This window comes from Flavobacterium fryxellicola (assembly GCF_900143245.1).
Taxonomy (GTDB): Bacteria; Bacteroidota; Bacteroidia; order Flavobacteriales; family Flavobacteriaceae; genus Flavobacterium; species Flavobacterium fryxellicola.
Map to the genome: position 1 here is coordinate 102466 of NZ_FRDK01000002.1, position 14024 is coordinate 116489.

11 protein-coding genes are annotated in these 14024 nt (G+C 34.5%); 7 read left to right on the forward strand and 4 right to left on the reverse strand.

The features are described 5' to 3' along the window. Nucleotides 1-25 precede the first annotated feature (25 nt). Entirely contained in the window at nucleotides 26-532 is a 507-nt protein-coding gene (locus BUA03_RS04125; protein WP_066078639.1) for a DUF421 domain-containing protein, read from the forward strand. Between the two features lie 298 nt (nucleotides 533-830). Continuing rightward, nucleotides 831-1223 (forward strand): OsmC family protein, encoded by a 393-nt coding sequence (locus BUA03_RS04130; RefSeq protein ID WP_066078636.1) that lies wholly within the window; start codon nucleotides 831-833, stop codon nucleotides 1221-1223. Nucleotides 1224-1330: 107 nt separating this feature from the next. Here BUA03_RS04130 and BUA03_RS04135 read toward each other — a convergent pair whose 3' ends face one another. Genes BUA03_RS04135 through hutH form a run of 3 tightly spaced genes read right to left on the reverse strand, consistent with a single transcriptional unit; the run spans nucleotide 1331 to nucleotide 4853 of the window. Beyond that, nucleotides 1331-2614, reverse strand: coding sequence for an inorganic phosphate transporter (locus tag BUA03_RS04135; RefSeq protein WP_066078633.1), 1284 nt, complete (start codon nucleotides 2612-2614; stop codon nucleotides 1331-1333). Between the two features lie 30 nt (nucleotides 2615-2644). Further along, nucleotides 2645-3289, reverse strand: a complete 645-nt coding sequence (locus BUA03_RS04140) for a DUF47 domain-containing protein (RefSeq protein ID WP_066078630.1) — start codon at nucleotides 3287-3289, stop codon at nucleotides 2645-2647. 49 nt (nucleotides 3290-3338) lie between these two features. Next, the gene (hutH, locus tag BUA03_RS04145) at nucleotides 3339-4853 is read right to left on the reverse strand and encodes a histidine ammonia-lyase (RefSeq protein ID WP_066078627.1); all 1515 of its coding nucleotides are present in this window, start codon (nucleotides 4851-4853) and stop codon (nucleotides 3339-3341) included. A 726-nt stretch (nucleotides 4854-5579) separates the two neighbouring features. Between hutH and thrA the strand changes: the two genes are divergently transcribed. The 5 genes from thrA (at nucleotide 5580) to BUA03_RS04165 (ending at nucleotide 12651) form a co-directional block, all read left to right on the forward strand. Continuing rightward, the gene (thrA, locus tag BUA03_RS04150) at nucleotides 5580-8027 is read left to right on the forward strand and encodes a bifunctional aspartate kinase/homoserine dehydrogenase I (RefSeq protein WP_066078624.1); all 2448 of its coding nucleotides are present in this window, start codon (nucleotides 5580-5582) and stop codon (nucleotides 8025-8027) included. Between the two features lie 107 nt (nucleotides 8028-8134). Beyond that, nucleotides 8135-9082 carry a homoserine kinase gene (locus BUA03_RS04155; protein ID WP_066078621.1) on the forward strand — a complete coding sequence of 316 codons (948 nt, stop codon included), beginning with the start codon at nucleotides 8135-8137 and terminating at the stop codon, nucleotides 9080-9082. An 83-nt stretch (nucleotides 9083-9165) separates the two neighbouring features. Continuing rightward, nucleotides 9166-10458, forward strand: coding sequence for a threonine synthase (gene thrC, locus BUA03_RS04160; RefSeq protein ID WP_066078928.1), 1293 nt, complete (start codon nucleotides 9166-9168; stop codon nucleotides 10456-10458). Between the two features lie 275 nt (nucleotides 10459-10733). After that, nucleotides 10734-10856, forward strand: coding sequence for a hypothetical protein (locus BUA03_RS17040; RefSeq protein WP_262489196.1), 123 nt, complete (start codon nucleotides 10734-10736; stop codon nucleotides 10854-10856). 370 nt (nucleotides 10857-11226) lie between these two features. Beyond that, nucleotides 11227-12651, forward strand: coding sequence for a hypothetical protein (locus BUA03_RS04165; protein WP_066078618.1), 1425 nt, complete (start codon nucleotides 11227-11229; stop codon nucleotides 12649-12651). A 93-nt stretch (nucleotides 12652-12744) separates the two neighbouring features. On the opposite strand, the gene BUA03_RS04170 is transcribed toward BUA03_RS04165, so the two are convergent. Next, nucleotides 12745-13653, reverse strand: coding sequence for an SH3 domain-containing protein (locus BUA03_RS04170; protein ID WP_082854300.1), 909 nt, complete (start codon nucleotides 13651-13653; stop codon nucleotides 12745-12747). Nucleotides 13654-14024: the final 371 nt, after the last annotated feature.

A 14024-nucleotide genomic window follows, 5' to 3' on the forward strand; every position in this document is an offset into this window, starting at 1 on the left:
AATTAAATGTATAAAACCTAAAAAAATGAACGACTATCTTGCTATAATTTTAAGAAGTAGTGCCGTTTATTTTTTTATGGTTATTGCATTGCGACTTTTTGGCAAGAAAAAATTATCACAACTCAATACTGCCGACGTTATATTAATCTTGCTGATCAGCAACTCCGTCCAAAATGCAATGGTTGGAAATGATACTAGTTTATTAGGAGGTTTAGCCGCAGCTTCCATTCTATTTAGCATTAATTTTACTTTAAAAAAATTAATGTATAAATTCCCAAAATTCAGTGACTTTATGCAAGAAAAGCCAGCGATTCTAATTCATGATGGCAATTTGGATTTTAAGTCTGTAAGTAAATTAAACAGTACTTCTGATGAATTAAAAGAAGCAATGCGCGAACATGGAGTCGAATTTTTTAAGGATGTAAAGCTAGCTATGCTTGAAATTGATGGCACTATAAGTATCATTTCTAGCAATCAAAATTTGAATCAAACTTATCACAAGCGGAAACGCATTCACAAAAGTTTAAGCTGAATATAAAACCTACCAATACTATAAAAACCTTCCTGTTGAATTTAATGCTGTACTGGTAAAGTTAAAAATAAGGCCCATGACCAAGCGAAAGTACTTTTCTAAAGCAATATAATAAAAACTATTCTTAATCTTAGAAACTGACCTCCTAAGGATTTAGTTGTTCTATAATGATTTTGTTTCTGTATTCAAACGCTCTTCGAATGGTATTAAAAGAATACTAATTTTTACTAAGTTACAGTCAAAGTTTCCATCGTTCCGCTAATCAATCTAATAAACAATCTAATAAACAATAAAAATCATGGATAAAATAACGGCACACATTGGTGCAGAACTTTACAAAACAGAAATAAATTCGGCTACGCATACGATGATCTCCGATGAACCTGAAAGTGCTGGAGGAATGGATTTAGGCTTTGCGCCAAATGAATTGCTCGCCTCCTCTTTAGCAGCATGCACTTGCATCACTTTACGCATGTATGCTAATCGGAAGGGATGGAACTTAACTGATGTCAAAGTTGAAGTTACTCTTGATAATGACCCAAGAGAAAACAAAACAAAAATAATACGCGATATTCAACTGTTTGGCGATTTAGATAATGACCAAATAGCACGATTGTTAAACATTGCTAATAAATGTCCGATACATAAAATTTTGAGCAATCCCATAGAAATAAGCACCATCTTAAAGTAGAAAGGACGAAAATTAAATCTTTGAACGAAATTAAAAAAAATAATTTTAGCATAAAAAAAACCATTCGGGATCTCCGAATGGTTTTTTTATGTTGATTTGACGCTATATTAGATGAAAATACTGAAAATATAGTAAATGATAGCTGCTAAAACAGCTGAAATAGGAATCGTTAAAACCCAAGCCCACAGTAAACTTACCGTCATACCCCAACGCACCGCAGAGACTCTTTTAGTAAGTCCTACTCCAATGATTGATCCTGTGATTGTGTGCGTTGTACTTACAGGAACTTTAAAATGCTCTGTAAAATACAATGTCAATGCTCCAGCAGTTTCTGCTGCAACACCTTCAAAAGAAGTCACTTTAGTAATTTTAGATCCCATCGTTTTTACAATTTTCCAACCACCGCTTAAAGTTCCTGCTGCAATTGCAGAATAACAAGCTAATGGAATCCATGCGGGCATTCTAAACGCACCTTCATCATTGGGCAAAACCACATCTAGCCAAGCAGGTAAAGATTCTTGCGCAACGCCACTAGTATGAATATAAACAGCAACCGCTGCAGCAATAATACCCATCACTTTTTGTGAATCATTTCCACCATGTCCTAAACTAAACGCTGCAGAGGACAGCAATTGCATTTTTTTCAACCAAGACGTAGCTTGATTTAAATTTAAGCTACTAAATATCAAACAAAAAGAGCTTATTGCAAGTACAATAAATGCCACTAAAAACCATTTTATGTTGTGCGCTTCAAAAGCGACACTCCAAAAATGGGAATCAAAACGAGGCTTTGTAATTTGGTCATAATAAAGCATTTGGCTTTCTACAAACCAAACCGTCAAAATCATTAAAGAAGCGGTAAAAATCTTAGGATAAATACTTTTTTTAGAAGCATTCAGCAACCAGATTGATATTAAATAAGATATTAAAGCCCCTAACAATGGAGCCAATATGATAAAAGCAACGATGATTAAAACACCAGACGGCATTCCTCCATCCTTTCCTACTTTATACCACGAAACAACTCCAAATCCAGCATGAGCAATTGCAGCTCCTGCAAAACCCCCAATTAAAGTATGAGAAGAGCTCGATGGTATTCCTTGCCACCACGTAAACAAATTCCAAATAATTGCCGCAATAACACCGGCTAGGATAACCACTAAATTGATATCCATGGTGTTGGCCGTTTTCGCAACGGTATCAGCTACACCAAAGCCAAAAACCCAATAGGCTAAAAAGTTAAAAAAAGCTGCCCAAACCACCGCTTGAAAAGGGGTTAATACTTTTGTGGCAACAACCGTTGCTATAGCATTGGCTGCATCATGAAAACCATTGATGTAATCAAAGATTAAAGCCAGCACAATAATAACTATAAGTAGAGTAAATTCCATAATTATAATGTCAGAATAAAACCGATTGGATTAAGAATGTTTTACAGAAATTGATTCCAAAACACTCGCTACACTTTTACATTTATCAGCAGCAGTTTCTAAAACTGACAGTACTTCTTTATACTTGATAATGTTTTTGGCATCCGTTTCATTTTCGAACAAATCAAGAACTGCTTTATCATAAACATTATCTGATTTATTTTCTAATTTGTTGATTCTAACGCAAGCGTCCGTGATATTTTTGATTTTTTTCAAATCTCTTAGTTCTCTAACCGCAACATCAATATTTTGACACGCTTCAAGGTTGATTTCTGTTAGTTTTCTAATTGATTTTGTAATTTTATCTACTTGATACAACCTCATTCTACTTGCGGCACCATGAAGATTATCCGCTACGTTGTCAATTGAAGTAATCAACGAATGAATATCTTCTCTGTCAAAAGGAGTAATAAAATTTCTACTTAATTCTAAACTGGTTTGACGCGTTATATCTTCTCCTTTTTGCTCTAAGGCATCAATTTTTTGAAAAAGAACTTCTCTTTCTTTTAAAGGAAGATTAACAGCTTCGTGTAAATTTGTAGCAATTTCTATTAGATTACTAGATGCTTCTTCAAAAAGTGGAAAAAACTTTTTGTCCTTAGGAACCAAAAATTGGAAAAAATTATTTATGTTCATTACGTTAAAATTTAGTTCGGCAAAATTACTTCATTATTGATGGCTAATGTTAAGCTAACATTAACAAATCGTTTTCCATTTGAAAAGTATTTAAAAATGAAACCGTCTTTTCGATATCATAGTGCAAAATTCGGTCTTCTTTTATCAATGGAACTTCTTCACGATACGCTTTTAAAAACATTTCTACAAAATCACTAGATTTTAATGGTCTCCTATATTCAATAGCTTGAGAAGCATTCATTAATTCAATTGCTAAAATCCGCTCCAAATTATCCAAAACGCGTAATGCTTTTGTTGCTGCATTGGCACCCATGCTGACATGATCCTCTTGTCCGTTACTCGAAACAATACTATCGATGCTCGCTGGAGTCGCCAATTGCTTATTTTGACTTGCAATACTGGCTGCTGTATATTGAGGAATCATTAAACCCGAATTTAATCCTGGGTTGTCAACCAAAAATGCAGGAAGATTTCTAGAGCCTGATATCAATTGATACGTTCTACGTTCCGATATACTGCCTAATTCTGCCAAAGCGATTGCCATAAAATCTAAGGCTAAAGCCAAAGGTTGTCCATGAAAATTGCCGCCAGATATGATTTGATCACTTTCAATAAAGATATTAGGATTGTCCGTCACCGAATTGATTTCTGTTTTGAAAACTTTTTTTACGTATTCAAAAGCGTCTTTTGAAGCACCGTGAACTTGTGGCATGCATCTAAAAGAATACGGATCTTGAACGTGCATTTTTTCCTGTTCAATAATTTCACTTCCATCTAGAAAACCTTTTATGCGGTTTGCGGTTACGATTTGTCCTTTATGCGGTCTGATAAAATGGATCAACTCATGAAAAGGTTCTATTCTACCATCAAAAGCTTCAAGGGAAATGGCTCCTATCAAATCGGCCAAATATGAAAATTTACTTACTTTTATCAAAATATGTGCTCCATACGCACTCATAAATTGAGTTCCGTTCAGTAAAGCCAACCCTTCTTTCGATTGTAGCACGATTGGCTCCCAATTAAAATATTTCATAACAACACTGGAATGCAGCCTTTTACCTTTATAATAGACATCACCTTCGCCCAATAAAGGCAATGATAAATGCGCTAAAGGAGCTAAATCTCCAGAGGCCCCAAGCGAACCTTGCGTGTAAATTACTGGTACTATATCATTATTATAAAATTCAATTAAGCGCTCGACGGTTTGCAATTGAATTCCAGAATGACCATAACTCAATGATTGGATTTTAAGTAATAACATTAGCTTTACAATCTGGGGCGGTACTTCCTCGCCCGTTCCGCAAGCATGTGATTTGACTAAGTTTTCCTGTAGTTTTGATAGATTTTCGTTGGATATTTTAACATTACAAAGTGATCCAAAACCCGTATTTATTCCGTAAATAGGTTCCGAATGGGAAGCCATTTTTTTGTCTAAATAGTCCCTGCATTTTTGAATATTAATTTTTGCTTCATCAGACAAGGCCAAAGCTTTATCATGCAAAACAATTTCATTTACTATTTCAAGGCTAAGTAATTCAGTACTAATATAATGTGTATTTTCCATTTTGATCCTGTTTAAATGGTAAAATTGACTAAATCTTTATAAATACACAACATATATTGATGATAATTTAAAAAATATGGATAAACAAAACCAAATACTAAATTTCAACGCTATATCTATAACTAATCTGATAATTACAATTGCTGTTTTCTCGTATCCTATAAAATCTACTCCATATTTTCAAAAAAAATAATCGAGGTTTATGCGTTTACAATCCTAATAAGACAGAATTGAATACTTTATTGGCACGGTAGCAATTTTTCAAACGAAGTATAGGAAGCAGAGAATCAAGCGATTTATACGAATAGCTCTACTAGGTCCTACATAACATAAACAAAAATATAGTATCGGCAAATAGGACTTGAAATTTTCAATTATTCGTAAAAACACAATAAATCGCACCCCTTTTTTATAAAAAATTGTATTTTTGGAATATCAAAATGGCGAACAACAGAACTACATATCACTCTTCGTTAACAACTCAAATTTGGGTTGCAACTGCTGTTACGTTTACAACAACAACTACCCCATTGGGGTAAACAAACTACATATAATCCTATTGTTGTATCTTTTTTTCGGAAGAGGGGAAGGTATTGGTTGTATACTAAACAGTTGGATTTTTCAAAACACAACACAATACACACATTGTATCGTTGGAACTCAATAGTCAGTTAATTGTACAAACGACGGTACCTTTTTACAGTAAAAAACAAATATAAAATTCGTATGAAAGTATTAAAATTTGGCGGAACTTCGGTTGCCAATGCACAAAACATAAAACTAGTTTTAGATATTATTAGCAATAAAGCAAAAGACGAAAAATTAATCGTGGTTGTTTCTGCCTTTAACAAGATAACAGATTTACTGCAGCTTGCTTCACAACAGGCAGCCGTAGGTGACGAAAATTTCAAAGCAATTCTTGCCGATATTGAGAAAAAACATTTAGATGCGTTAAAAGAACTTATTCCAGTGCCCGAACAAAGCAGTCTGTTGAGTCACATCAAAAGGATTGTTAATCATCTTGAAACCTTATTAGATGGATGCTTTCTTTTAGGTGAACTATCGCCACGAACTTCGGATACGATTTTAAGTTTTGGAGAATTGCTTTCCTCCTATATTATCGCAGAAGCTTTAAAACAAGACCTAAAAAATAGCAGTTACAAGGACAGCCGAGAACTAATCAAAACGAACAATCATTTTGGAAAAGCGACCGTAAATTTTGAAGTATCAAATCAATTGATTGCTGAGTTTTTTGCTTCCAATGAAAATCAGGTAGTGGTGATGCCGGGATTTATTGCAGCCTCATTAGACGGAATCAATACTACATTAGGCCGCGGCGGTTCTGATTATACAGCGGCAATAGTAGCCGGAGCAGTACATGCTGCTGAATTAGAAATCTGGACTGATGTAAACGGCATGTTTACAGCAAATCCAAAGATTGTAAAACAAGCACAACCTATAGCTTTTATCTCCTATCAGGAAGCGATGGAATTGTCCCATTTTGGTGCCAAAGTCCTATATCCACCAACGATACAGCCCGTTTTGACAAAGAATATTCCAATTCTCATTAAAAACACCTTTGAACCTCAAGCGGACGGAACTTATATTTCAAATCAAGAAATGGCGCACACAAATCCGGTGAAAGGAATCAGCCATATTGATAATATTACTTTAATTACACTTGAAGGATCCGGAATGATTGGAGTTTCAGGCTCATCTAAAAGACTTTTTGAAGTTTTATCGTATAAAAACATCAGTGTTATTTTTATTACTCAAGCTTCATCAGAGCATTCAATTTGTATAGGAATTCTAAATTCGGATGCAGATATTGCCGAAGAAGCTATCAACAAAGCCTTTGAAGTGGAAATTTTACAAAACAAAATAGAATCGTGTATTGTTGAAAAAAACCTTTGCATCATTGCTCTGGTAGGAGAAAACATGAAAAATCATCAGGGTCTAAGCGGTCGAATGTTTAGCACTTTAGGTAAAAACAATGTTAATATTCGAGCGATTGCGCAAGGGGCATCCGAAAGAAATATTTCGGCTGTAATCAACGAAAAAGATGTAAAAAAAGCACTAAATACGCTTCACGAAAACTTTTTTGAAGAAAACACTAAACAATTAAACTTATTTGTAATGGGTGTTGGAAATGTGGGAGAAAAATTTATCCAGCAAATTCACCAACAAAAGAAATTCCTAAAAGACAATCTAAAAATAAACCTACGTGTTATTGCCGTATCAAATTCCCGAAAAATGTATTTCGATGAGGACGGAATCTCTTTGAAAGAATGGCAATTCTTACTGGAAACTGGTGACACAGCTGACAAAGAAAAGTTTATTTCCAATGTCAAGGAACTCAATTTACGCAATAGTATTTTTGTTGACATTACTGCCAATGAAAGCATCTCCAAAACCTACGAGTACTTTTTAAAACGCAATATTGCAGTAGTCACTTGTAATAAAATTGCTTGTGCTTCAGCGTATGATAATTACAAGAAACTAAAGAAATTATCCCGACAATTCAACGCTCCTTTTCTATTTGAAACCAATGTTGGAGCTGGTTTACCCATCATTGATACTGTAAAAAATCTGGTCGCTTCCGGCGATAAAATCAATAAAATTCAAGCCGTTTTATCGGGAAGTTTAAACTTTATCTTTAATAATTTTGATGAAAACAACGCTTTTCATGATGTCGTTAAAGAAGCTGGTGTACAAGGATTTACGGAACCTGACCCAAAGATTGATTTGAGCGGAATTGATGTTGCCAGAAAGATATTAATTCTGATTCGAGAAAGTGGTTACAAAATGGAAATTGAAGAAATTACAAATGAGCCATTTTTGCCAGCAGCGTGTTTGGACACCAACTCAAATGAGGCATTTTTCGAATCTTTAGAAGCTCACGCCTCTCATTTTGACGCTATTTACAAAGAAGCCACAAGCAAAGATTCAAGACTAAAATACGTAGCGCAATTTGAAAATGGAAAAGCAAATGTGGGTTTGAGATTCATTCCTAAAGACCATCCATTTTATAATTTAGAAGGAAAAGATAATATTGTTTTATTTTTTACAGATCGCTATGTAGACCAACCTTTGTTGATAAAAGGTGCTGGTGCCGGAGCGGCAGTAACCGCTTCTGGAATATTTGCTGATGTGATCAGAATTGGAAACATATAAATAAGTCGTAAAGTCGAAGATCATAAAATCTGAAAGTTATCAACTTGATTTTATATGCATTACTAAAACTTTACCACTTTAAGACTTTAGACTTTAAGACTAGTACTATGAATGAAATAAAAATATTTTGTCCCGCCACTATCGCTAATCTTTCTTGCGGATTTGATGTCCTCGGATTGTGTTTACAAACTGCTGGCGATGAAATGATTATTCGGAAATCACAGATAAAAGGAGTTCGAATCACTAAAATAGTTGGTGCCGACTTGCCTTTTGAAACCGAAAGAAATGTGGCAGGAGTGGCTGCATTGGCAATGCTAGAAACTATTGAAACAGAATTTGGATTTGAAATCGAAATCTATAAACATATTAAAGCCGGCAGTGGCATAGGAAGTAGCGCCGCCAGTGCATCAGGTGCCGTTTTTGGCATTAATGAATTACTAGGAAGACCTTTTACCCGAAAAGAATTAGTTTTATTTGCGATGCAAGGGGAAAAACTAGCCAGCGGAAATGCCCATGCTGATAATGTTGCTCCTGCTCTATTAGGGGGATTTACTTTGGTTCGAAGTTCAAACCCCTTGGATATTATTCGAATCGAAAGCCCATCAGAATTATATGCGACTGTTGTTCATCCGCAAATTGAGTTGAAAACTTCAGACGCACGTTCCGTATTGAAGCAAACGGTTTCTCTTAAAAGCGCTATTACACAATGGGGAAATGTAGGAGCATTAGTTGCCGGATTGTATACGCAAGATTATGATTTGATTGGTCGTTCACTTCATGACGAAATTGTGGAACCATTGCGAAGTGTATTGATTCCTGGGTTTGATTTAATCAAAAAAACGGCATTGGAAAACGGCGCTTTGGGTTCTGGAATATCAGGTTCTGGCCCTTCTATTTTTGCGTTAAGCAAAGGAAAAGAAACTGCAGATAAAATCGCAAAAGCAATGAGTGCTGTTTACGATCAAATGAAATTGCCGTATGAAATTCATGTGTCAAGTATAAATCCGGAGGGAATGAAAATCCTCCCCAACCCAGCCAAAATAGAGGCTTGCTAGGAAAAAAAAACAATAAAACTAATATTCCGATTCTATCTCCCTCCGATTCGGTGAGGGCTGGTATAGGAAAATCATCCATCAAAATGAAATATTACAGCTTAAATCATAATGCAGCAAAAGTTTCTTTTAAAGAAGCCGTGATAAAAGGACTAGCCTCTGATAAGGGATTGTATTTTCCAGAAACAATCACCCCGTTACCTCCAGCTTTTTTTGACAACATCGAGAATGTAAGCAACGAAGAGATTGCTTTTCATGCGATTCAACAATTTGTGGGCGATGAAATCCCGGCAGCAATACTCAAAGAAATTATTGACGAAACCTTGTGTTTTGATTTCCCTCTTGTAGAAGTTGAAAAAGGAATCTATGCTCTCGAACTATTTCACGGACCGACAATGGCTTTTAAAGATGTAGGTGCACGTTTTATGTCTCGTTGTTTAGCCTACTTTAACAAAGATAAAAAAGACAGTAAAAACACGGTTCTGGTAGCGACATCGGGAGATACTGGTGGCGCTGTTGCTAGTGGTTTTTTGGGCGTTGCAGGCGTCGAGGTGGTGATTTTATATCCTTCAGGAAAAGTGAGTGAGATTCAGGAAAAACAATTAACAACTTTAGGACAAAATATAAAAGCGTTAGAAGTCGATGGCGTTTTTGATGATTGTCAGGATATGGTCAAAAAAGCATTTCTAGATCCCGATTTAAAACAACAAAATCTAACATCGGCGAATTCAATTAATGTTGCGCGCTGGTTACCACAGATGTTTTATTTCTTTTTTGCTTATAAAACATTGAAAAAACAAAATAAGGAATTGGTTTTTTCTTGTCCAAGTGGAAATTTTGGGAATATTTGTGCTGGTATCATTGCCAAAAAAATGGGTTTGCCTATTGAACATTTTGTGGCCTCTACCAATGTAAATGATACGGTTCCAAGATTTTTGGAGAATGGCATTTACGATCCAAAACCCTCCAAGGCAACGATCTCAAACGCGATGGACGTTGGAAATCCAAGTAACTTCATTCGGATTCAAGAAATGTATCAAAATGATTTAGAGCAATTTAAAAAAGATTTTTCATCTTACACGTTTACCGATGAAGAAACCAAAATAGCCATGAAAACTATTTTCGAAACCGACGGGTATATAGCTGAACCGCACGGAGCCGTGGGCTATTTAGGACTAAAAAAAGAAATGAAAAACTACTCCAATGCGATTGGGATTTTCTTAGAAACCGCCCATCCAATCAAATTCTTGGATGTAGTAGAACCTATTTTAAATGTAAAACTACCCATTCCTACACAAATCGAAAGTGTCATAAATAAAGAAAAAGTAAGCACAAAAATTAGCACGTATGAGGATTTGAAAGCGTTTTTAAAATCATAATACAGTCGTGATTCCCTAACGTGAAACCAGCTATACATTTCACTATGCCGATTTTTTTTTTGCATAATAGATTGATTTAAGAATTGAGTTTATGGCTCGTAATCAAACAGTAGATTTCTTTTTTAATTTCTCATAACTTGAAATCTGTTTTGAAAACTAAATTTGGCAAATTAAATTTTTAGGCCAGGAATCTGCTGTCCTACAAGAAATGTTATTTAGACCCGACAGTAGCGGCATCCTTTTGTGCCGACTTTTCGGCACAAAAGATATAGCGAATGGCGGGACAACTGGTCTTGAAAAACCGAAAAAATTGTGCTCCTGATGCAACTGCTGAATGGTTGCATATTTCTTTACTGTTCTTCTTTCAAAATAATGATGGTACACCTGCAGAAAATTAATTGAGATAAAACGATTTATGCAAATAACTTCCGCTCCCATTTTGCCTAAAAATGAACGTGCTAAACCGCTACAAATTAAAAAATTAGGACAGATCCGAAATACTAAATTTACACTAAAAATAAATTAAATAGACCTATTGATAAAGCCATTAATTTTATCTACTTTTGCAATCAAATTGAGCATCCAATTTTAGGTTTCAACCTGGTAAGAAAAAGCTTAGTTTTCATAAAGCAAAATTGGCAGCTATTCCATACTGGTTTGCTCTTGTTAGAAACAAAAATCTTCGGATTTATGCATTACCTCAAGCATCACTACCGCACAAATTAGTTACCCTATATTAACAAATTTTTAAAAAACACGAAGAAGTTTATGACAGATCAAAACATGAATGAAGTTAGTTTTGAAATTGAGGTATTAGATAAGCATAAAGAATATAGCAACCGGTATCAATCCAATGATTTTTACTGGGGAGTGGGCATCGAAAATGAATGTTATTTAGAATTTGACAATCAGCGTACGGTAGATAAAAATTTCTTTTTAACAAATGGGATACGTGAAAAATATAGCGTCAACCATTTTAGTAATTACAAAGAAAACGTATTCGAAAATTCGTTGCAAAAAATATTAACGGATAAAGAGTATACTATTCCTGTTTTAATGAACTCCCATTCGTTTACAAAAACAGATGTAAACAATCAACATAAAGTTTTAGATCCCATAGACAATGAACCGAACCCAGAATACAGCGGGGAAAGTATTTTTGAAAAATTGCAAAAACACAATAGCTATTTCATTGACGAACATCAAAAAAAATTCATTTTTGATGGTGACACCATTGAATTTGTGACGCAGGATTTTTATAAAAAAGATGTCGATACTGTCATTGCGGAACTAGCAAACATAAAGCAAGAATTTACAGTAAACTTGCAACAACTATTGCTAAAAGAAAATATATTTTCGCAATTTGGCAACATAAAAATCTGCTCGGAAAATCATCCTTTTGCCATATTTGTTTCCAATAATGAAAATTATTCTGTTTTCAACAACATGACCTATCATTTTAATTTAACGATTCCAACAGAATTAAATAAGGAAGGTGAAATTAAAGATAAAGTAGATTTTATCAAAAAACATCAGCGTACGATTCGGTTATTTCAATGGTTGAGTCCGTTGTTTATGATCAAGTTTGGATCCTCTGACTTTTTATCCCATAATGATAGTAGCGTTAACTTAACCAAGGCATCACAACGTTGCGCTATGTCAAGGTACATAGGGATTGGAACGTATGACACTAATGTTATGAAAACTGGAAAAATAGTCCAAATGGATTTCAATGCACATCCAATGCATGATAATCCGTTATGGTGGGTGAATCGCTATTCTGAGATATCAGATTATGAGAAAATTGATAAAATTGGATTGGATGTAAATTTTCACAAACACAAAAATCACGGTATTGAGTTTCGAATATTTGATTATTTTAATGAAAAACACCTAAAGGAAGTTTTAAATTTTCTGATTTTCATTATGGATCATGCCATATTAAACGAAATCGAAAATCCTATTTGCGATTTAGAATGGAATAATTTCGTGTATGAAGCTATTGTTCATGGAAAAGAAACGACAGTCCCAGCAAACCTTATTTCTCTTTTAGAAAACATATTGTCTATCACAATAGAATCTAATGACCCTATCGCAATCTATAGTCAAATATATGCTAGTTTACATGATAGATATTATGAAAATGGCTTTTGTAGCTCCTTACTAATTACTAAAATTGCCGTAGCAGTATAAACGCAGTTAGGAATTAAATTCTATTAAAAAAAAGACTTCTGTAGCAGCTCACTAGCTTACAGAAGTCTTTTTTATTTATAATGCCTTTACTGTTTAATCATGATAGTAAAAGATCGCAGAGGAGTATCCTTTTTCAGGATCTTTGCTGTCCCACCAATCCTTTCTAACTTCGGAAAAATAATTGTAATTATCCATTCCCGCTTGCGATTGCAACGGATAAATTATTTTGCCATCTAACCTAAATGCTTTTTCAGTTTCAGTTTCTGGAACGACCACCACAACGTGCCCTGACTTATTTAATATAAATCGTTTAGCACAAATGACACCTACACCTCCATTAGCATTTACTTTCTTTTGCAGTGCATCAACATCACAAACTCTTTCCCAACCAAAGGCATTAGACGATTGTACAAACCAGTCATAAATATAATTAGAATAAAAAGGTCTTACTGTCTCTCCAAAAACTAAGGGTACTTCATTTCCGTTTTCAAGTGCATCTATTGCTTTATCCGTCCATCTTAATCTAGGTATATACACTTTGGCAAAAAAGCAATAATCAAAGGCGTAGATATTACAGTAGGTATCGGAATCATCTTTTTCATATCTGTAACTTTTTGAGACATTGAGCGTGTCTATTATTTTTCGAATGGAAGATAGCTTAGACGCAACACTAGTTAAGTCTCTGAAAGGAATGGCTGGATCACCAAGCGGCTTGTAGGTCTCTAATTTATTGTCTAGACTTCCTTCAGAACCTGGTTCAAAATTAGGCACTTCGATATCTGCAATTTCATCCGTTGTCACATCTACATGTTCAATATCTTTTGAAAAGACAAAACCTTCTTTGTCCGTATTCAAAAGCTTTACTTTCCACCAATCTGAAGTCGTTTTCTCAATTAATTTAACAGTATGTCTAAAAGGGATTTTTGTTAAAATTTTAGAATTATCATTCGCCGACGGAAAATCCCTAAGATTTAATGACGAAGTTGCTACTCTATATTTCATATTAATCTAGTTTATTATCTAAAAATAATTAAATCGCAAAATACTAAAAACAACCAAGAAAGCATCATTTGAAACTACTATTTTATCGTATTTTTAATAAAAAATCCAATTTCAAAAATTGCTGGCATATTTACCACACCGCTATCCAACCTGCTATTTTTTTCTTCCAAGCCAAAATCAGTACTTCATTACACTTCCTTTTTTTCATTTTATTTTCTAAAACCTCCCTGTTTTCATTACTAGTACTACGAAATTATTTACTTAAGATCTCGCCTACCTAGTCAAAATTAAAGTTGATATTAATCTTAGCAGTTTTTAGTTTATGCTGGAACTCTCTCTACTGCTGTATTACCAATTTGTGGACTACTTTC